This is a genomic window from Bacillus thuringiensis, assembly GCF_001182785.1.
In the GTDB taxonomy this organism is placed as follows: Bacteria; Bacillota; Bacilli; order Bacillales; family Bacillaceae_G; genus Bacillus_A; species Bacillus_A thuringiensis_S.
On the sequence record NZ_CP012100.1, the window covers coordinates 69,191 to 90,477 of the forward strand.

The window sequence follows — 21,287 nt, forward strand, 5'->3', positions numbered from 1 at the left end:
TATGTTTCATCCAGTTTATATTGAATAATTCGTATTCTAATAATTGCTCAATATAGAAAAATAACATATTTAAAAGGAGGATAGATAAAACTCTACCTGTGAAATTTAAATTGCTAAATTATAAAGTATCAATAATAGGATGTAATTATAGTTCCGTTTCTAATGGTACTATAAATGAATGTGGAAAAAATAAAGGAGAAAAATTTAAATAGACTATAAAAGTAGTAAAAATGAAAAGGAGAAGTAGCTAGTGTTTAATATAAAAGAAAGATTGGGACAAATAAAGCTTAAAACGAAGTTGTCTATGGCATTTATAGCAATATTAATTATACCAAGTCTTATTGTAGGAGTATCATCTTATAATAAAGCAAAAACAGATCTTAATGAAACAATTCTACAATCAGCAAAAGATAATATAAGTATTTTAGATAAGATTGTTGATGATGAATTAGAAAATAAGCATACAGATGTCACTCATTTTGCAAAGGTACTTACACAAGGTGATTATAATCCTGAACAATCGCAAAATGTACAGAGTAAATTTGATCAATATATACAGTTACATCCAGAAATAGAAACGATTTATACAGCATCCAGTAACAATCAATTTATTCATGCACCTGTTGGAAAAATACCAGAAGGGTTTAATCCGTTAGAAAGCAGTTGGTATAAGGATGCAGTAAAAGCAAATGGAGAGATTATTGTTTCATCTCCATATAAATCAAAGGCTACAGGAAATATGGTAATTGCAATTGCAAAGCAAAATGCAGATAAAAGTGGTGTCATTGGCGTAGATTTGAATATTACAGATATCGTAAAAACATCCAAAATGATTAAAATTGGAAAGCAAGGGTTTGTATCTATAGTCAGTCAAGATAAAACAATAGTTGTTCATCCATCACTAAAGCCAGGAGAGAAATTAGAGAAAACTTTAGCGGATGAACTGTACAAGAAAGAAGATGACGTAATTACTTATAGCCTTAACGGGGAAGATCGAAACATAAGCTTTAAGACAAACAAAAAAACAGGTTGGAAAATAGCTGGCGTAATGCCTACGAAAGAAATTGAAGAAGCTACCAATCCTATTTTTTATAAAACGCTCACTATAATAGGGGCTTCATTATTGTTAGGTGGCATTGTAATTTTATTCATACTTAGATCTATTATTAATCCACTAAGACAATTAGTTATTTCGGCCCAAAGAATTAGTCAGGGAGATTTGACCGAGAAAATAGATATTCGTTCAAAGGATGAACTTGGTCAATTAGGCGGTAGTTTCAATACAATGGCAGAGTCGTTACGTAATATTATTTCTCAAATTAACACATCTGCAGGACATGTAGCTGCGTCTTCTGAGGAACTAACTGCTAGTGTAGAACAAGCAAGTGTTGCGACGGAACAAATTACAAAAGAGATGGAAGAGATCTCGAACAGTGCAGAGGTTCAAAATAATGAAGTTGAGTCTGGAGCTGAATTAATTGGTGAGGTAACACGAAATATTCAATATGTAGCTGAGAATGCATCTGAAGTATCGGCTTCATCCATATACACAAAACAAAAAGCCAATGAAGGTGAACAATTAGTAGAACAAACTGTAACACAAATGCAGTCTATCCATCACTCTGTTTCTCAATCCGATAATGTAATAAAATTATTAGATAAGAAATCGCAACAAATTGGAAGTATATTAGAAGCGATTCAAAATATTGCGGAACAAACAAATTTATTAGCATTGAATGCAGCAATTGAAGCAGCTAGAGCAGGAGAACAGGGACGAGGGTTTGCAATTGTTGCCGATGAAGTTAGGAAGCTAGCAGAGCAATCGTCCGATTCTTCGATGGAAATTGGCAGTTTAATTAAGGAAATACAAGCAGACGTACATGAGACTGTAAAAGCTATGAATGAAGTAGGAGTAGAAGTACAGTCGGGAATTAAGGTTGCGAATGATACAAAACAAAGTTTTTATGAGATTTCAAAATCTGCAAATGATATTGTATCAAAAGTGCATGGTATGGTAGAACTATCAAATAAAATGACAACTGATGCAATGAAAGTCGATACATCAATTGATCAAATATCTATAGCTGTAAAAGAGAATTCTTCAAGTATGCAAACGATAGCTGGTTCATCTGAGGAACAACATGCTTCTATGGAAGAGATAAATTCTTCAGCAATACAATTAGCGCAGATGGCGGAAGAACTTCAAGAGTTAATTGGTGGATTTAAGATTTAAAGAGTGGAAATGAAAAAAATTATAACATAGTAAATAAGTATAATATGTACTCTCTACACGTATTGAACAGGCAGATAAGCCATTTAAAAACCCTCCATTTGGAGGGTTTTTAAATACATTTACATTAAATTTGTTGCGGTGCACCAACATCACTATATGAAGGAGCGGGATAATGTCCATGAGTAGCAAGTTGATCTGTTTTAGAAAACTGAGAAATTCCCACCGTTAACACCCCAATGAAAGCAATGCCAGATAATAATAAGCTGATTTTTTTCATCATTTTAAGACTCCTTTTTCAATTAATTTTAGTCTTGCTTGATAACAAATATGGAAATAGTCACTTACCTTTTTGTGGTTCTCTAATTGTCTACATTTTGTGGCAAATAATTCAGCGTATTCGACAACATATTCCCATAACTCTTCTTTCTCAAAGTATAAGATTCCTTCTTGAATGATTTTTTCTAATTCTTCCAATGGAATGTTTTCGTTTAATCTTTTTAAAATAAAGAAGTGATGTAGATATTCTTCGTTATGGATTTCTCTGCAGATCTTTAATCCCTTAACAATGAGTTTGCTAGCCGTTGATTGTTCTCCTAATTTATAATGTTCCTTAGCTTGTAGGAAGATAGCCTTGAAGTGTGTAGGGATTTTCTCTGTTACTTCTGAAAGGTGACGAATAGCTAAAGTAGACATACTTTGATCAGAGTACAGCCACCCCATAGTACTTTTTACGTATAACAAAGAATCTTCTGCCTTATTCTTTTGTAGTAAATCAATTGCACTTTGTAAATATTCTTCAGCTTGTTCGTACTGTTTTAAATAGATGCAGCAACCACCTAACAAACTATTACAAAAGGCTGTTTTTACTTCATAGCCTTCATACTTTGAAAAGATTGCTCTCGATTTATTTGCGTATTCGATAGAAGCGAGCATGTTATAGGTATGGTGATAAAAAGTAGCAATTCTATAGTAGAATTCAGCGTGTTCAATTTCATCTGGTATGTCTACTAGTATCTTTTCTGCCAGTTTATAATGTTCCTCTGCCTCAGTATAATTTGATATAAAAGTGGAATGGATGGATTTAAAAAAGTGATAATAGAAGCGTAGAAAATGGTCTGTAGGCATATCATAGTCACTAATGGCATCAAAGCTATTTTGTTGAATACCAAGGCTATCTGTTAAGACATTGTAACGGAATTCAAGTAGTGAGTAATATAGTAATAAATTTTGATCTTGATGTTCTTGATTTGGCTCAGTGCTTAATTTGCTGATTTTTTCATCAATTTTCTTTTTTAGATTAGTAGCTTTTATAACTTGTTGAGATAGCATAGATCGATACCAGTCGTTCAATAGAGCGGTTAACTGCTCATTTCCTTTTACTGAGACACTCATAATATACGCCCCCATCTTATAGAAATATCCTAATCCCATTTAATTATAAACATCATAACAAAATAGAAGAAAAAATGGAGTGATTTTACAATATTTTTCAAGAAAATTCATAAAAAACAATCAATTCGTGTCGAAAATACTTAGATTATAATACCAAAAGGTCACTAAAAAGATGATACGAATCCTCATACTTTCTATTAGGTGAACCAAGAAACTGTGATTGAAGATTTATGAAGTTTCGTTCTCTTAAAACGGATTAATTACGTATTAATTTTAAAATTATTTTATTTGGTACTATAATGTGTATCACAACGAAATGTCTAAACTTTGCGTATGTAAATAAGAAAAGAATAAAGAAAGCAAAGAAGAACTTGTAGGAATTCCTACAAGTTCTTCTTTAGATAATGTAAAAAGGTGAAACAGACTATCTTATTATTCGTAATAGGGAAATTATCTAATTTATAGCTGGATTTCATTATATAACGGGTATCAACATTTAGAGTTTTGATGTTTGGAAATTATGTGATTTCAAAAAAAGATGTACTGTTTTGAAGGTTTGTTTTTATTTTTGATTAAAGACAAATTAAAGACTGGTAGGGGAAAAAGTTTATAAAAGAGAAAGTCTCCTTGACTTGTTCTAAAAAGATGATTCTAAAAGTTATTTGTGTATAGAATAAGTAAGTCATGAATTCATCACCATTGGTGATAGTAAACATTCGGTTCAATATATTAGCAAGCAACTTGGTGGAATAGCTACAAGAAGGGGGAATTATAAAATTGTTAAAGCTCGGTATAATTCTAAAATATCAGATATAAATAGTGGAGTTTTTACCTTATTTACTTTTCGGGTAGGATAAGTACAAAAAAATAGGGGGGTGTTTCTTTGGCCGAAGCTCTTTTGACAGGGATAGTTTTTTTCATAACTAGAACAAATAAATTAATAATCGCATATACTGTATTGTCGTTAAATCAAGGCATTATTTTCTCAGAACAAAGGAATCACATATTTTTTAGTGATTCCTTTATTATACAGTATAAAGTCAATAATTTATTTAAAATATAACCGAAGAAATACAATCTTTGTGAATGGACGATTACATCATTCTAGGTATAGTAGGTTTATAATTTAGACTATAAAATTTAATGTGTCTGTTATTATTTTAGCCAAGAGGACTCCTTACTTAAGGAACTCACAGCAGGTATGAGTGAGAGTAATTCAAAGCATGCAATATTGTTTAATTTGGCTAACACATAGATTTATCATCTCTGTACTGGTGTAAGAATTATAATGCTTATACCAATCTATTGTATTTTCTAAAGTCTGTTGTAGGGACCATTTTGGCTGCCAATCAAGATTGAATTTTGCTTTGCTAATATCAAGGTTTAGTAAATTTGCTTCATGAAAATTTATTGGACCTATATTTTCTGCTGTCCAATCCCCGCCGCCCCAAATATCTAGTAAACTGGTCACTAATTTTTCTACTGGAACAATATTGCTAAGGGATGGTCCGAAGTTCCATGCTCCTGAATAAATGGTACCATTATTTATAATTTTTTCTGTAAGGAGTAAATACCCGCTTAAGGGTTCTAGTACATGTTGCCAGGGTCTAATAGCAGTAGGGTTTCTAATTATAATCTTTTTGTTTGACTCTAATGCTCGTATACAATCAGGAATAATTCTATCTATTGACCAGTCACCGCCACCAATTACATTACCAGCTCGAACGCTTGCAATTATTTTCTTGTGATGAGAAAAGTTTTCTTCTGGAAAGTAAGAATTTCGATAGGAAGAAATTAAAAGTTCGCAGCATCCTTTGCTTGAGCTATATATGTCATGGCCGCCCATAGGGTCAATTTCACGATAACCCCAAGGCCATTCTTTATTTTCATAGCACTTGTCACTTGTCACCATAATTCCTATTTTAGCTGATTCATGTAATCGAATTGCCTCAAGTACATTCATAGTTCCTACAACGTTTACCTCGTATGTTTCTCTAGGATATTCATATGAATACTTAACTAGAGGTTGGGCAGCTAAATGGAATACAATTTCAGGTTTATAATCTGTAAAAACCTTATTTAATTTATTAAAATCTCTAATGTCTCCACGGATATCAATTATATTATTTTGAAGGTTAGTAATGTTAAAGTTATCATTTTTATTTTTAGGATCCAATGAATATCCAATTACAGTAGCACCTAATTCATTTAACCATAGGGATAACCAAGAACCTTTAAAACCAGTATGTCCAGTAATTAAAATTGTCTTTCCGTAAAAAGCATCGTTAAAGTTTTGGTTTAACAATTAATCCACCTCCTTTAGTACCCTATTTTTAGGGGGTTAGGTATAAATGTTTATTATTTTTATACCAATTAACTGTTTTTATAATTCCTTCTTCAATATTAATTTTAGGTTCCCAGGAAAGAGAGTTTTTTATTTTTTGGACATCTGCTTCAGGAACCCATCTTTCATTTGTTCTAGAGGAAATTGCACCGTAATTTGGTCTGGAATTGGTTTTCAAATGTTTGAATAATAATTCTACATAATGTTTTAAGGGGTGAATAGTGCCGCTCCCAATATTGAAAATTTCATTTTGTACAGTAGTATTTTCTACTGCTAGGATACAGGCATCTATTATATTTTCTATATAACAATAATCTCTTAATTGATTACATAAAGTTAAATTTACTTCTTTGTTTTGTAATACTTGCAAGATTATATAGCTAAAAATTTTATGTGGCTCCTCGCCTTCTCCGAATATGCCAAAAGGTCTTAATGTTATAAGATTAATGCTGTTTTCGCTAGCAATTTGATGGGCGAGTATAGTAGCAGCAGCTTTGGTACTTCCATAGATATCTACAGGGTTTAGTAACATATTTTCATGAATAGGTTCCATCTTGTTACCGTATTCAGAACTACTCCCAAAATTGATGATTTTTTTACAATTCACAAATTTTGCTGCTTGAATAATGTTACAAGTCCCTAAAACATTTGTTTCTATAGCGTGGATGTAATCTGTATGGGCAGAATTTACACCATAGGCTGCTAGGTGAAAGATATAATCGGGATTAATTTTCTTTATTGCATCTTGAACTTGCTTTTTATCTCGTATATCTATTTCATAGGTTTCAATATATTTTAGAACATCCTTTAGTCTCCAACAGTTTGATGGTGTTCTTATAAAAAGAACAATTTTTGCTTGTAAATTTAAAAGTCTTCGTGCCAAGTGAGAACCAATAAAACCGTATCCACCAGTAATAAGGAAAGTTTTATTTTTAAATGAAGTAATCATAGTGATAATCTATCCTTTATTAAGATATATTTTTAGTTGCTGGAATAAATAGATTTATTTTTTAATAAGGAAAGTATCAGTCTTAATTGTGATGAGGTGAGGGGTATTTAAAATAATTTTTTATTGTTGCTGTATCAATTTGGTCAGCAAATAAAGAGGAGGGAGATTTTTGAAAAGTATTATGAAGGGTATGACATGTCTTGTTCAATTGTTCAATATAAGGAATGTATATATAATCTAAAACTGCTGGAGGTAATTCTAAAGTTTCTTGTTTCCATAAATCGAACTCATTTGGATTAATAATTTGCATACTTCCAAAATGAAAAGCAATTAATTCATCTTGATCAATAAAAACTTTGTTATCTGTTTTGGATATAGAACTGCTATTTAAAATGACATTCCAAGGTGCTGCATCAATACCTTTATGAGTCATGATTTTTATATTAGAAAAGATGTTAGGAATATGATTTAAATATTTTTGGTCACCCCATCTATTCATTTCAACATCATAATGATTATTGCAATATTCTAGGCATTTATCTTTCCACCATGTTAAAATCTCTTTACTATTTTGATCGTTTTTGAAGCCTACTAAACCAGCTTGGTATATACCGTGTATGTTTTCAATTTCAGTAGAGCTTCTTTGAGGGCAAAGGAATACAGAGTATTTCCACCATTCATCAAGAATGATATTAGGTGCTGTAAAGAAATACATATCAGCATCACAATATATAATGTGATCAACTTCCGGATAAAGACTCAGGACATGTAGACATAGGGGTGCTTTTAATGTCCAACAATATTCTTGTAAACTTCTATCATTTTTTATACTGAGGAGTTCATGATTTTCAATATCTTTTACCGGAATTAGTATAGCGTGCTGTAATTTTAATTTCTTTAATATTTGATAAGTTAAATCATCCATACAACAGATCCATACAGTAAATTTGGCGTTGAAATTTTCTAAGGAATAATAAGAGGTCAATCCTTGAATTAATCGTTCTTTACTTATAATCATTGAAAAATTCATAAAATGATTGGATTGATTCATTTTTCTTCTTAATTGTGAATCTTTATATAAGGTTTGAGCTTTATTTATATCTTTTTTACTTAAAAATTGTTTAGTATCTTTATTGAATTTATCTTTTAATTGATTTAAAACAAATTGAATTCTTTCTAAATAAGGAGTGTAAATATGGTTTAATATATTATTGGGTATTGAAATTGCTCCCAAAGACCAAAGATCAAAATCATTTTCAGTAAAGATAGTAATACATGCAAAATGATAAACAACTAGTTTGTCGTTTTCAATAAATATATCGTTTTTAGTCTTGTCAATTTTATAATCGTTATTATATATACAGTTCCAAGGTGCAGCATTTATACCTAAGTTATTTGAAATTTTTACTTTTGGAAAATATATAGGGATATAATCTAAATACTTTTGGTCTCCAAATTTCCCCTCCTCAGCCTCGGCACTGCACCAATCTAGACATTTATTTTTCCACCATCTTACACTTTTTAGTCCATAGAGATCATTCTTAAATCCAATTAGACCAGCCTGATATTTTCCATACATTTTTTCTACCCAATCACGATCTCTTTGGGGGGTAAGAAAAATAGAGTATTCACCCCATTCTTCAAAAATAATATTAGGATCAGAGAAAAAGCATAAATCACCATCACAATATAGAATAGATGGTAAATCATAATTGACCAATAAATATTCTATCAAGACAGATTTTAAAGTCCAACAATATTCATTTACTTTTCTTTTTCTCTTAATTGCTTTTAGTTCACTATCTTCTAATTCTTCAACTTGTAAAAGGTTTACATTAATTAAATTCATTGCTTTTAATAGTGAATATGCAGAAGGGTCTATACAACAAATCCACAATGTAAATTTTTCTGAGTACTGCATTAATGATTGCTGTAAAGCAATGATTTTCAAGACATATTCACTACCTACAATGACACAGAAATGATTATTTAGATCATGTTGTTGATTATAGAATTGGGGATTAATTCTTTTTTGAGTATTTTTTTTGGAAAGATTTGAAGCTTTAATTCCTGTTGAAAGCGGGTTAACTATTTTCTCATTAGAGGGGATATACAATCGAGGTAAACTTATTTTTTTATCATTAGAGTTCAACGCTTATTCAGTCCTCTCCACTAAAATTTATTAGGATTCCAACTTTCATCTACAGTTTTTAAATCTTTAGGTGTATCGACACTAGCCCAAAAGTCATTGTGTTCATAGACTGCGAGCTCATTGTCTTTTATTAAATTGCGAAGAGGATCTTCTTCTAGAACACAATCATCACTATTACCTAAATAATCAAATATTTCTTTGTTAAATACAAAAAAACCGCCATTAATTACTTCATCAAGTAATGGTTTTTCTTTAAAATCAATAGCAATTCCATCTTCGACCGCCAACAGACCATATTGACTATTTTTTTTAATGCCAGTTAATGTAGCAATTTTTCCTTTTTCTTTATGGAATGATATGAGTTGATCAATATCTATATTGGCTAATCCATCGCCATAAGTTAATAAAAATGTTTCCCCCTGTACAAAGGGTTCAAGTTTTTTTAGTCTTGCTCCGGTCATTGTATCAATTCCTGTATCTATAAAATGTATATTCCAATTTTCTAATTCCTGAAGTAGCGTATATTGACTGGTCTTAAAATTTAAACTAAAGTCATTTTCTTTCCAGCTAAAGTCCATAAAATATTCTTTAATTTTCTCACCTTTATATCCTAAGGGCAAAATGAAATCAGAATGTCCATATTTTCTATACCAATTCATTATATGCAAGAGGAGAGGCTTTCCTTGAACTCGAACTAATGGTTTGGGAATGTCCTCTAAAATTCCTTGCATCCGGAGCCCTTTTCCACCACACAAAATTATGACTTTCATAGATTTATTTCCTTCCTCTCTATATATTTTACTAATTTAAACTATGTAGTTTGTTTGATAAATGTATACACGGTTGTACCATAATGACAATCAACTAAAAAATATATGTTAGATTTATAGTTAAAATGCTGATTAAACGTGAAGAATACGCACTGTAGTTTCTCATCAATTTTATGTAAATTAGATTATTTTAAAATCAATTCTTTAGTTTATTTAATACTAATGAAAGAAATTGCTTGTTCGTAAGATAAAAGAAGGGGAGGGAAATCAAGAGAATTGAAGAAGCTTATAATTAAAAATCTAAGAAGATAAAATTATACTGAAAATAAGATGAAGTATGGATGTAAGTAGTCGTTAACATATTAAATAGGAAGAACATGCTGATTGTAAAAATGATTTTAAAGAAATTAGCAGAAGAATAGCGAAGGAAATTAACTATTTAAAGGAAAAGTAAACAAATATTCCATTTTACAGCCCTTCCCGAACGAGAAAGCCCCTCGCCTTTAGGCATGGGATGAAAGTGAGGTTGGATAAGGAGTGCACTAAAAACCGCAAGGTTTGTGGCACTCTAAGTATCCAAAATGTTGGTATCTTTTATTTTTTCATCTTTCGTGTTGCAGTTTTGTTATCCAACTGATACGATGCGAACATGATGAATGATTATAGAAGAACCAAAACAACCGTGTCATTAATTAACTATCATTTTGTGTTTTGCCCGCGATACAGAAGAAAGATTTTTCTTAACACAAAAGTAGAAGAACGTTTCAAGGAGTTGGTTCAAGAAATATGCGGAGAATTGGATATTTCTATTGTTGCAATGGAATGCGACAAAGACCACGTTCACTTGTTCTTAAATACACCACCAACACTTAGTCCTGCTGATACAATGGCAAAAATTAAAGGAGTGACATCAAAACGTTTGAGAGAAGAGTTTCCACATCTTCAACACTTGCCGAGCCTATGGACGCGTTCTTATTTTGTTTCTACTGCTGGAAGTGTATCAAGTGAGATAATAAAACATTATGTTGAAAATCAAAAAACGAGGGGGTGAAACTTGTGCCACAAACCATCACGGTTAAAGTTAAATTGCTTCCAACAAAAGAACAAATCATGCTATTGGAACAAAGTAGCCACGAGTATATAAAAGTCATTAATGCCCTTGTATCTGAAATGGTTGAAGCACAAGTTAGGTACACTTCGTATCACGAAGAAATTTGCTAAATGGATTGCTCAAATATCTGTCACGATTCCTACAAACGAAAAAACGGGAACAAAGATTTTAGGAGTAGACTTAGGTCTCAAAGTTCCTGCGGTAGCCATCACAGATGATGATAAAGTTCGTTTCTTCGGGAACGGTAGGCAAAACAAATTTATGAAACGTAAGTTTCGCAGTGTTCGCAAGAAATTAGGAGAAGCTAAGAAACTGAATGCCCTTCGTCAACTTGATGATAAAGAACAAAGATGGATGCAAGACCAAGACCACAAAGTAAGTCGTGTAATCGTTGATTTTGCAACGGATAATAATATTTCTGTCATTCGATTAGAGCAACTAACGAACATTCGACAGACGGCACGAACAAGCCGTAAAAACGAAAAAAATCTACACACTTGGTCATTCCATCGTTTAGCACAATTCATCGAGTACAAAGCGACATTAGTTGGCATAAAGGTCGAATATGTGGACCCTTTTTATACAAGTCAAACATGTCCGAAATGTTCTGAAAAGAACAAGGCGCAAGACAGGAAATACAAATGCCAATGTGGGTTTGAGAAACATCGTGATATCGTTGGGGCGATGAATATTCGCTACGCAACTGTGGTTGGCGGTAATAGTCAATCAGCCTAAGAACCTATATGGTCTGTCTTAGGAGGGGTGATGGCACACCCTCATCTTGAAGGCTGTTCAAAACAGAAATGGACTGCGAATGCTTAGTCATTCAAGAATCCCATCCGTTACACCGTAAGGTGTAGGACCTGCTGGGAGTGTCAAATGCTATAAATTTAAAAAAGAGCACCGTATAAAGGTGCTCTAGCGATTGAATTAAATTTGTAAAGAACCATTTATTCAATAAAGAAGGACTTATGAATTATTATATGAACGGTTTATTAATTAAGTGTGTATCAATTAAATGGGAATTGTATTTCTCTACACCTATTTTAATTTACCGGCAAAATCATGTTAAAAGTAAGAAGGAAATTATTAAGCTAACGTTATTTTGCTTAAAATATAATCCCAATCGGAATTATCACCTTCCCATCTATCCTGATAACGAGGGAGTTCAATTGAACAAACCTTCGATATTCCCCAATTTTGTACAACAATATTAGATATCCCCTCCTTAAAATTAACAATAAGAATATTAAAATCCTTATTTGTAATTTCGGATAATACGTTTTGCAATTCAACTGCTTCATCTCGATTTCCCCAAATCCTAATGAATAAAATCGATTCACTGCTATTTATTTTTTCAAGGAATCGATTAATTCTAGTTCCTAATTTAGATTTAAAAGAAGGATAGGTTGATTTCCAATCCTTTTCTGAGTTAATTGGAAAGTCATGCATTGAAAAACAATTATAATAAGTGTCCTTTATACAGTAGGTAATTCTTTCTGCCCATTTAGTTTGATTATCAAATTCTGATTCAATAAGACCGTAACTTTCTGAACCTTCTATGACCATATTTTCTAACTTCATAAATTTTTCAAATCGATTTTGAAGTAACCTGTTTACATCTGAAAGTGATGGATAATAAAACCAATCTAAAGGTCCAGAAAATGTTCTTAAATGGTGCCTTTTGATTTGGTTGGTGACTTGACACAACCCTCCTAAACTTACAATTAAGCCATAGGATTTTTGTATATCTTCTAGATTCATCCTTATCATCCTTTTTAAAAATAATTTAAATTATGTGTTCAGTATATGATGCAATAACATATTGATGTGGACCTATATATCAAAGTACATTGAGCTAAGACCATCGTATAAACTTAAAAAATTAAAATTCCTAAGTTAAGAGCTTCTATCTTTGACGTTATATCATGGAGTTGCTATTGGAATGAAAGCTGGTAGGGATATCGCACCAGAGTTATATACTATCCAGTAACTTAAATTAAAAACCAGTCCTGGATTACTGTAGTAAAATTGTTGTCTTTTTAAAAGAATCCTTAGATAAAAAAGAAAACTCTATTGGTTAGCATTTGACCAGTAGAGTTTTCTTAGAAGTAGTATCTTTTAGATAATAATTATTAATGAGGAAACTTCTAATGAGAAATGCTTTTAAATATAAGAAGGGTACTATTCTAAGTATTTTTCGACAAAGTGAGAGGGATATGAAGAAATAGGGGGGCCTATTTTAAAGTAGGATAAATTATTTTTTGAAATTGGTATATAGTTCTTTAACAAATAAAGTTTTTGCAATATGTCTTTATCTATAGGATGAAGCATGGAATCTGTCATTATGAAATAATTGTGATGATAGATAAATACTTTGCCTTCCGGTAGGATCGTGTGATTAGATATATTCGGATAAATAGGTGATCCGTCTAAAAATTGATCTAAACTATGTTGTGAAACTCTAATAATATCTTGAATTGAAAATTTAAATTTGCGAAATGCTATAGTGTTAATAAATGGACGTTTTTGATTATTTTCTATATAAAATAATTCTCCTTTTTCATTTTGCACAACCCGTAGATTGGGTATTGATGTTGTAAGGCTTATGGGTGGACCTTCTGTATATTTGTAGATAAATGGATCGGGAATTAAGACAATTTCATTTTGATTATATTTGAAGTAGGAAAGCATCTCTTTTGAAATGAGCCTACGTTTAAAATTATCAATTAAAAATACTTCACCCTGTGAATTACTGAACAAAATACCATTTAAATCTTTTGAAGGGAGGTTAGCATACAAGTTTTGGAAAGAGAATGGTGTTTTAAAAGTAATATCAAGCACTTTGTTAATGGGATAAAAAGGTTGGAATGTATTTAGGCGTTTCCAAAACATCGCATCTCCAACAAACCAATATAAAGGATTTGTATCCCAATATCCACGGTACTTTTCATAGACTTTTACTAATATTCTTTTAGTATGCATAACTGAACAGTGATCTACAACATTAGCAGCTGTATATAAAATTTTCGAAGCTTCTCTCACAAATTCATTTGTAGGTTGTAAGTTATAATCAACATGCTTTACGTATTGGGAAGAGTACACTATATCAATTTCAGGATGTTTTTCTAAGAAAGATAACATTTCAGCTAATCTGTTTGGAAGGTATATAGTATCATCCGTTAGATAGCAAATATAATCCCCACATGTTAATGGAAGTGCCTCATTGATAAGTTTTGCATATCTTGTAGTTTTATATCGTTCATCATTTTGTATAAAACTATTCTTATAAGTAATTCGAGGATCCTCTAGATAATTTTTTATGACATTTATAGTTTCTGGACAGGAGTTATCATCCATAATAAAAAGTTCCCATTCTTTATAAGTTTGCATTAGAACACTTTCAATAACTTGATTAATTAATGACGGCTTATTATAACTAGTAAGGATAATTGATATTTTGGGTTGCAAATACTTCACCTCTATTGAGAATATTGAATGTGTTTTTTCTAGTGAAATATAATAATTAAAGCTTTATTAACACTTTCTTTTTTATTTTAAATAGTTTATTACTTTTTCATAGATATGGTATGGACTATAGTGGAGAAAAAAGGATATAGGTGAATATAAATAATGCTATTAATTTTTTATAGGTAAAGAAATCTTTTTTAAAATTATCGGAACGGTTTGTCCTTTCTATTTATATAATAACGTAACTGTTTTTGTATTTGTTGATAAGGAGGAGAGGGATATTTGCCTAAAATTTCAGTTATAATGACAAGTTACAATAAGCCTGCGTTTGTTGAAAAATCGATATTAAGTGTATTAAACCAAACTTTTCAAGATTTTGAGCTTTTTATAATGGATGATAATTCAGATGAAATAACGCAGAAGGTGATTCAACCATTTATAAATAAGGAAAATGTACATTTTTATAAAAGTAATGTAGCTCATATTTCTGAAAGGACAAAAAAAGTCAGATATGCGGCTTTAATTAATGAAGCACTTAAGCATGCTAAAGGGGAATATATAACTTATATTACAGATGATAATCAATATGAAGAAGAACGCTTGAAAAAGATGTCTAGTTATCTTGATGAGAATGAAGATGTTCAAATTATTTACTCTGCATCAAAAACGATTCATATAGATGAATCAGATATGCCTATTAAAACTGTTGAAAGACCTGCCAAAAAAATTACAAATAATGCGCCATGTACCATTGATCATTGTTCTATTATGCATAGAGCATCTGTTTTACCAATTCTTGAAAAAAGGTGGAATTCTTACTGGGATGAAGATCCTCAGTTTTACCGGATAGGAGATGCACGTTTCTTTTGGAGATTAAATCACTATTGGGATTTTTATCCCTTAGATGAAATTTTAGATATTAATTATATTACTCCTCATTCAATACATGCACAGTTATTTGCAGAAGAAAAAAATGAATTTGTGCAATTATTACCACCACAAAGAACATGCAAAGAATTAAGAGAAGATCTAAGAAGAAAAAGAGGGTGAAAAATTGAGTGACATTTATTTGAAAAATTACTGGCTATTAAATTTAGAATATATAAATATTTTTTCAGAGTTAAAGTATCATAACATTCCTTTGCCATTACTGAGTAATTTTTATCAATATTTAGATGAAGATATAAAAAATAAAATGAAAGATGATAATTTTTACAAGCAATTGTCAATTGAACCAATAGCGGAAACACAGTTACAGTTGGAGTTTGAAAAAATAATTTCTGCATTTCAATCAAAAATAAAAAGAAAAAATAAAGATGGAATAATCCTGCTAAATTCAGATTATCTCCGTTTTTCAGTAAGTAATTTTACCCACTTTCATCCAAATCAAACTAAGATATTAACAAGATCAAAAAAACCAGAACTTTATGGTCTTCCTACAGTTTGTGCACCAGATTATATAAATAAATCCCCTAATAACGCAAATGTTTATATAGAAAAAGCTAAAGAAATCTTTTTAAGGTTTAATAAACACCCACTACTATCAAACACGTTTTTTCAAAAAAAATTACTCAGCGACCTTCCTATCATGATTGAGAAACTTAATGTGGCTCATTTTATTTTTAAAGAACAAGATATATCTGGTGTGATTGTTGGTACTACGGAAGATATAACAAGTAGAGCTCTTACTTTTCTTTCAAGTAGTGAGGGTATACCAAGTTATTGCTTGCAGCATGGCGCAATAATGGGAGAAGAAGCATACTTTCCGGTTTTCGCAACAAAACAGGTCGTATATGGGAAATATGAAGAAGGTTGGTACCTTCAAAAAGGGGTCACTGAATCTCAAATTGAAATATTAGGGCACCCCAGATATGATGAGATCTTTGATAGAGTATATATGGATGAAAAGAATTTTTTTAATAAATTAAAAATAGACACCTCTACAAAATTGGTTTTTATTGCAACCCAGCCATTTAAAACTTCATTTTATACCGAACTGACAGAAAAGCTAGTAAAAGACAAAAATATTACGGTTATTATAAAGCCTCATCCTTGGGAAAAAGGGCGCAACCTAGTAGGAGAATATATTAAGTTAAGTAACACATATCCAAATGTTAAATATATAACAAATGAAGTGAACATGTATGATGTTATTTTACATGCAAATCTTGTGGTTATCTCAAATTCAACAGTAGGATTAGAGGCAATGTTATTAGACAAACCTGTAGTTGTTTATAAATCTTTATTAGAGGAAAGGGATTATAAATATTACGATACGCTAGATTGGCTTGTAAACCATTCTATGGAGGATGTGACTAGTACGATTAAAAAGGTTCTACATGATCCTTTACAATCTAATTTAGCAAAAGAATTAAGAAAAAAATTTATTAATGAAAACTATCCGCAAGAAGCATGCACAAAAAGATTAATAAATTTAATTCAAGGTGAAAAAGATTAAACTCATCACCATTTATAAATATTTGAAGTAAAAGATTATATCCTCAGTTTTCAATGATTAATATGTATCTTAAACTTGCAATGGAAACGTGTGTTTTAATATCCGATAAACCAGTTTATCTCTCAACAAACGGCTTGCTAATGGAACTACACACAAATTGAAGAGAGGTTTTCTTAGCTAAAATTAATTTTTTAATATGAGGAGGTATATATTTTCATGTTTTTTAAAGATAAAAACGTTTTAATTATTGGTGGAACAGGAACAATTGGAAAAAGCATTCTTTCTAATGTTCTACAGGAAAAGCCAAAAGTGGTAAGGGTTCTTAGTAGAAGTGAATATAATCAATTTTTATTACAAGAAGAATTTAGGGATAAAAATCAAAATATTCGTTATTTAATTGGGGATATTCGTAATTATGATCGAGTATTTAGTGCGATGGAAAATATTGATTATGTATTTCATGTGGCCGCGATGAAGCATGTGTCTTTTTGTGAATATAATCCGTTTGAAGCAGTTTTGACAAATATTTTTGGAACACAAAATGTAATAAGAGCCGCAATTGCTCAGAAAGTAAAAAAGGTAGTTTTTACAAGTTCTGATAAAGCGATTTCACCAACAAATAATTACGGTGCAACAAAGTTGACTGCTGAAAGATTGATTACATCAGCGGAATATTCAAAAGGTTCAAGTGAAACGATATTTGCAAGTGTTCGTTTCGGAAATGTGATGGGGTCAAGAGGATCTGTCATTCCTTTATTTGAAAATCAAATTAAAGAAAACCAAAAAATAACTGTAACGGATCTTAGTATGAGTAGATTTATGATGACACTGAATCAAGCAACTATGTTAACAATTGAAGCAATGAAAATAGCAAAGGGTGGTGAAACTTTTATATTAAAAATGCCAGTTATTTCATTAAAAGATTTAAGTGAAGTGATGATAGAAGAAGTTACAAAGTTATATGGATTGCCCAAGGAGAATATAAAAATTGAAGAAATTGGGTTAAAACCTGGTGAAAAAATGTATGAAGAACTTATGACGCATGATGAATCTTTACAGGCTTTTGAATTACCAGATATGTTTATCATTCCTAGCCCTTTAAAAAAGGGAACTCAATATGAAAATGCAAAATGTGCGAAGGCTGGGTTTTATCGTTCTGATCATCAAAATGCGATTTCAAAAGAAGAGCTTAGAAATTTAATATTAAACCAGCAACTATTAACAGGAGGGGAGAAACTATGAAAATATTAGTAACTGGTGGTGCAGGTTTTATTGGTAGGTGGGTTGTAAAGAGATTATTGCAGGATAAGCATGAAGTATGGTTATTAGACAACCTAGCTAATTCAATTACTGCAAATATTACCGAATTTGCACACGATTTAAATTTAAAACAATGCATTCAAGGGGATATTAAAGATCAAAAATTAGTTGCTCAATTATTTGAAAATAATTCATTTGACCTTTGTTATCATTTAGCAGCGAGTATCAATGTTCAAGATAGTATAGATGATGCTAGATCAACTTTTGAAAATGATACAATAGGTACTTTTAATTTGTTAGAACAATGTCTTAAGTATGATGTCAAAATGGTCTTTATGAGTACTTGTATGGTATATGATAAAGCTACTAATATACAAGGGATATCGGAATTAGACCCAATTAAACCAGCTTCTCCATATGCTGGGTCAAAAATTGCTGCTGAAAACATGGTTTTATCTTACTATTATGCTTATAAGCTACCTGTAGTGGTTATTCGCCCATTTAATACGTATGGTCCATTTCAGAAAACAGGTGGGGAAGGTGGAGTTGTTGCCATTTTTATAAATAATAAATTAGATAATGTACCATTAAATATTTATGGGGATGGGAAACAAACGAGAGACCTTTTATACGTTGAAGATTGTGCAGATTTTGTTGTGGCAGCAGGATACTCTGCAAAAGCAAATGGTCATATCATCAATGCTGGAACAGGAAAAGATATATCCATTAATAAATTAGCAGAATTGATTTCGGAAAATAAAGTAAGTATTCAACATGTAACTCATATCCATCCGCAAAGTGAAATCCCAAAATTATTATGTAACTATGAAAAAGCAAAAACAATATTAAATTGGGAACCGAAAGTTTCTTTAGAAGATGGAGTTAGTAAGACAGAAGAGTGGATTAAATCTTTAAAAATTTACCCTAAGGAGAAAGAGTAATGGTAAGGGGAATTCTCGGTATGCATGGAGGAAAGCCTGTTAGAGAAACTTATCTACCATATGGTCAGCAACAAATTGATGAATATGACATTCAGGCTGTTGTAGACGTATTAAAAGGGGATTTTTTAACAACAGGACCTATGGTTCGACAGTTTGAGGAGGCTATAGCGAAATATGTGGGAGCAAAATACGCTGTTTCCTTTTCAAATGGTACAGCTGCATTGCATGCTGCCTGTTATGCGGCTGGCATAACTGAGGGAGATGAAGTAATTACAACTCCAATGACATTTGTAGCAAGTGCAAATTGCATTTTATACCAGGGGGGAAAGCCGGTATTCGCCGATATTGACAATGAAACATATAACATTAGTTCTAAATCTATAGAGGAAAAGATTACAAGCAAAACAAAAGCCATTATTCCCGTACACTTTACTGGGCAGCCTGTAGAGTTAGAAGCAATACAAAAAATAGCAAAACAAAATAATTTGATTATCATTGAAGATGCAGCCCACGCATTAGGAGCCACATATAAAAATAAAAAGATTGGTTCAATTGGTGATATGACAATGTTTAGCTTTCATCCGGTAAAACATATTACTACCGGAGAGGGCGGAGTAATTACCACAAATAATCCTCTTTTTTATGAAAAACTTGTTCAATTCCGTACGCATGGAATTGAAAGGAATCCCCAAAAACTTCTTGAAAATCATGGGCCTTGGTATTATGAAATGCAATTCTTAGGTTACAACTATAGAATAACGGATATACAAGCTGCTCTTGGTTTATCACAGTTAAGTAAATTAGACTCTTTTATTAAGATTCGAAAGAAATATGTAGACATCTATAATAAAGAATTTAGTTGTTTATCTGAAATTATCATACCAAAGCAATTGCCTCAAACCAGTTCGAGCTGGCACCTTTATATTATTCGTTTAAATACTAAATTATTAAAATGTAATCGAAAAGAAGTTTACGAGGCGTTACAAAGAGAAAATATCGGTGCGAATGTGCACTATATACCCGTACATTTACAACCGTTTTATCAAAAATTAGGTTATGAAAAAGGTATTTGTCCACAAGCAGAAAACGTATATGAGGAAATTATTACGCTTCCTCTATTTCCTAAAATGATAGAAGCTGATGTGTGGGATGTAATACAAGCTGTGAGAAAAGTTCTTTCGTTTTATAGTGTTGTTAAAAATTAAATGAAAGGAGTGTTATTATAATTGCAAAAACCAAAATTATTAAGAGCGGTTACAAAAGTTGATATTAAAAAAGGAGAGATTATTACAGCTAATAAAGTAACAATGGAGTTAAATGTTGTAGAAAATGCGCTGAACAAGCTTGAAGCAGAGGAATTATTACCTCAGGTAGCTGTATATAATTTGTCTGCAGGTACCCCATTAACAAAAGAGGTTATTGAGCCTCCTAAGGTAGTAATAATTGTACTTTGCCGCTTAAAATCTACTAGATTACCTTTAAAAGCCATATTGCCAATACACGGAGTTTCTTCCATTGAACGATGTCTTATAAATACATTAGCTATTCCAGGAAAACATCAGGTCATACTTGCTACTTCAGATATTGCACAAGATGACCCTTTGGAAAAATTTAATTTAGATGGAAAGGTTAAGGTTTTTAGAGGTGATCCAGAAAATACCGCTGATCGCATGTTCCAAGCTGCAAAACAAGAAAATGCGAACATTGTCATGCGGATTACAGGAGATTGCCCAGCTGTGTCACCAGAAATTAATACTTTTTTACTAGATGAACATTTGAAAAGTGGTGCAGATTATACACAGGCAGAGTTAAGTACGTTACCTGTCGGAACAGCAGGCGATATTTTTACATTAGAGGCAATTGAACGACTACTACAAACCCCAAAACCTTTAACCTATGCAGAATACCTTCCATTTTATTTTATTAATAATCCACATTTATTTCGTATCAATATAGTGAAACTTCCTCCACCATTTTGTTACCCTACTTGGAGGTTAACATTAGATGAACAACCGGATTTAGATATGTTCAATGAACTTTATAAAGGTCTGAATGTAAAATCTAAACCTTTATTTTTTCATCAAATAAAAGATTACATCCTTCGAAATCCTGAACTTATTGAAATGAATAATCATGTGAAATTGAAATGGGCAAATCAACAATCATTAGTAGATGAGTTAAATAGAGAAACGAAATTATAAGTTAA

At 31.4% G+C, this 21,287-nt stretch carries 16 protein-coding genes and 1 pseudogene; 9 read left to right on the forward strand and 8 right to left on the reverse strand.

Going from position 1 to position 21,287, the window contains the following annotated elements; genetic code table 11:
• The first annotated feature begins 250 nt into the window (after window positions 1–250).
• Complete coding sequence (locus tag AC241_RS27565; RefSeq protein ID WP_050844957.1) at window positions 251–2,233, forward strand: methyl-accepting chemotaxis protein; 1,983 nt, start codon at window positions 251–253, stop codon at window positions 2,231–2,233.
• Between the two features lie 124 nt (window positions 2,234–2,357).
• Here AC241_RS27565 and AC241_RS27570 read toward each other — a convergent pair whose 3' ends face one another.
• The 6 genes from AC241_RS27570 to AC241_RS27600 form a co-directional block, all read right to left on the reverse strand.
• A complete protein-coding gene (locus tag AC241_RS27570; RefSeq protein WP_155417078.1) occupies window positions 2,358–2,513 on the reverse strand; it encodes a hypothetical protein in 156 nt (51 codons plus the stop codon).
• A complete protein-coding gene (locus tag AC241_RS27575) occupies window positions 2,510–3,625 on the reverse strand; it encodes a Rap family tetratricopeptide repeat protein (protein ID WP_050844960.1) in 1,116 nt (371 codons plus the stop codon). The genes AC241_RS27570 and AC241_RS27575 overlap by 4 nt, the downstream gene beginning before the upstream one ends.
• Window positions 3,626–4,841: 1,216 nt before the next feature.
• Window positions 4,842–5,930, reverse strand: coding sequence for a CDP-glucose 4,6-dehydratase (rfbG, locus tag AC241_RS27585; protein WP_050844963.1), 1,089 nt, complete (start codon window positions 5,928–5,930; stop codon window positions 4,842–4,844).
• Between the two features lie 28 nt (window positions 5,931–5,958).
• Window positions 5,959–6,918 carry an NAD-dependent epimerase/dehydratase family protein gene (locus AC241_RS27590; protein WP_050844965.1) on the reverse strand — a complete coding sequence of 320 codons (960 nt, stop codon included), beginning with the start codon at window positions 6,916–6,918 and terminating at the stop codon, window positions 5,959–5,961.
• An 82-nt stretch (window positions 6,919–7,000) separates the two neighbouring features.
• Entirely contained in the window at window positions 7,001–9,070 is a 2,070-nt protein-coding gene (locus tag AC241_RS27595; protein ID WP_050844967.1) for a hypothetical protein, read from the reverse strand.
• 20 nt (window positions 9,071–9,090) lie between these two features.
• Window positions 9,091–9,840: a sugar phosphate nucleotidyltransferase gene (locus AC241_RS27600; RefSeq protein WP_050844969.1), complete on the reverse strand. Its 750-nt coding sequence runs from the start codon at window positions 9,838–9,840 to the stop codon at window positions 9,091–9,093.
• A 649-nt stretch (window positions 9,841–10,489) separates the two neighbouring features.
• Here AC241_RS27600 and tnpA point away from each other — a divergent pair.
• A complete protein-coding gene (tnpA, locus tag AC241_RS27605; protein ID WP_050844971.1) occupies window positions 10,490–10,891 on the forward strand; it encodes an IS200/IS605 family transposase in 402 nt (133 codons plus the stop codon).
• Between the two features lie 5 nt (window positions 10,892–10,896).
• Window positions 10,897–11,686, forward strand: a pseudogene (locus AC241_RS27610) (RNA-guided endonuclease TnpB family protein).
• A gap of 354 nt (window positions 11,687–12,040) precedes the next feature.
• Here the strand turns inward: AC241_RS27610 and AC241_RS27615 are convergent.
• Window positions 12,041–12,715 (reverse strand): papain-like cysteine peptidase, encoded by a 675-nt coding sequence (locus tag AC241_RS27615; RefSeq protein WP_043938920.1) that lies wholly within the window; start codon window positions 12,713–12,715, stop codon window positions 12,041–12,043.
• A gap of 420 nt (window positions 12,716–13,135) precedes the next feature.
• Complete coding sequence (locus AC241_RS27620; protein WP_050844973.1) at window positions 13,136–14,422, reverse strand: glycosyltransferase family 2 protein; 1,287 nt, start codon at window positions 14,420–14,422, stop codon at window positions 13,136–13,138.
• Between the two features lie 282 nt (window positions 14,423–14,704).
• On the opposite strand from AC241_RS27620, the gene AC241_RS27625 reads away from it, so the two are divergent.
• The 6 genes from AC241_RS27625 (at window position 14,705) to AC241_RS27650 (ending at window position 21,282) form a co-directional block, all read left to right on the forward strand.
• The gene (locus AC241_RS27625) at window positions 14,705–15,472 is read left to right on the forward strand and encodes a glycosyltransferase family 2 protein (protein WP_050844975.1); all 768 of its coding nucleotides are present in this window, start codon (window positions 14,705–14,707) and stop codon (window positions 15,470–15,472) included.
• A 4-nt stretch (window positions 15,473–15,476) separates the two neighbouring features.
• Window positions 15,477–16,880 carry a CDP-glycerol glycerophosphotransferase family protein gene (locus tag AC241_RS27630; protein WP_050844977.1) on the forward strand — a complete coding sequence of 468 codons (1,404 nt, stop codon included), beginning with the start codon at window positions 15,477–15,479 and terminating at the stop codon, window positions 16,878–16,880.
• Window positions 16,881–17,096: 216 nt separating this feature from the next.
• A complete protein-coding gene (locus AC241_RS27635) occupies window positions 17,097–18,122 on the forward strand; it encodes an SDR family NAD(P)-dependent oxidoreductase (protein WP_050844979.1) in 1,026 nt (341 codons plus the stop codon).
• Window positions 18,119–19,081, forward strand: a complete 963-nt coding sequence (locus AC241_RS27640) for a dTDP-glucose 4,6-dehydratase (RefSeq protein WP_050844981.1) — start codon at window positions 18,119–18,121, stop codon at window positions 19,079–19,081. Before AC241_RS27635 ends, AC241_RS27640 begins: the two co-directional genes overlap by 4 nt.
• The gene (pseC, locus tag AC241_RS27645; RefSeq protein WP_050844983.1) at window positions 19,081–20,286 is read left to right on the forward strand and encodes a UDP-4-amino-4,6-dideoxy-N-acetyl-beta-L-altrosamine transaminase; all 1,206 of its coding nucleotides are present in this window, start codon (window positions 19,081–19,083) and stop codon (window positions 20,284–20,286) included. Before AC241_RS27640 ends, pseC begins: the two co-directional genes overlap by 1 nt.
• Before the next feature lie 21 nt (window positions 20,287–20,307).
• The gene (locus tag AC241_RS27650) at window positions 20,308–21,282 is read left to right on the forward strand and encodes a cytidylyltransferase domain-containing protein (protein WP_050844985.1); all 975 of its coding nucleotides are present in this window, start codon (window positions 20,308–20,310) and stop codon (window positions 21,280–21,282) included.
• Window positions 21,283–21,287 lie beyond the last annotated feature (5 nt).

Coding starts and splice junctions, on each gene's coding strand:
- AC241_RS27570 (WP_155417078.1), bottom strand. CDS start 2,513: ATGATGAAAAAAATCAGCTTATTATTATCTGGCATTGCTTTCATTGGG.
- AC241_RS27575 (WP_050844960.1), bottom strand. CDS start 3,625: ATGAGTGTCTCAGTAAAAGGAAATGAGCAGTTAACCGCTCTATTGAAC.
- AC241_RS27590 (WP_050844965.1), bottom strand. CDS start 6,918: ATGATTACTTCATTTAAAAATAAAACTTTCCTTATTACTGGTGGATAC.
- AC241_RS27600 (WP_050844969.1), bottom strand. CDS start 9,840: ATGAAAGTCATAATTTTGTGTGGTGGAAAAGGGCTCCGGATGCAAGGA.
- tnpA (WP_050844971.1), top strand. CDS start 10,490: ATGATGAATGATTATAGAAGAACCAAAACAACCGTGTCATTAATTAAC.
- AC241_RS27615 (WP_043938920.1), bottom strand. CDS start 12,715: ATGAATCTAGAAGATATACAAAAATCCTATGGCTTAATTGTAAGTTTA.
- AC241_RS27635 (WP_050844979.1), top strand. CDS start 17,097: ATGTTTTTTAAAGATAAAAACGTTTTAATTATTGGTGGAACAGGAACA.
- AC241_RS27640 (WP_050844981.1), top strand. CDS start 18,119: ATGAAAATATTAGTAACTGGTGGTGCAGGTTTTATTGGTAGGTGGGTT.
- pseC (WP_050844983.1), top strand. CDS start 19,081: ATGGTAAGGGGAATTCTCGGTATGCATGGAGGAAAGCCTGTTAGAGAA.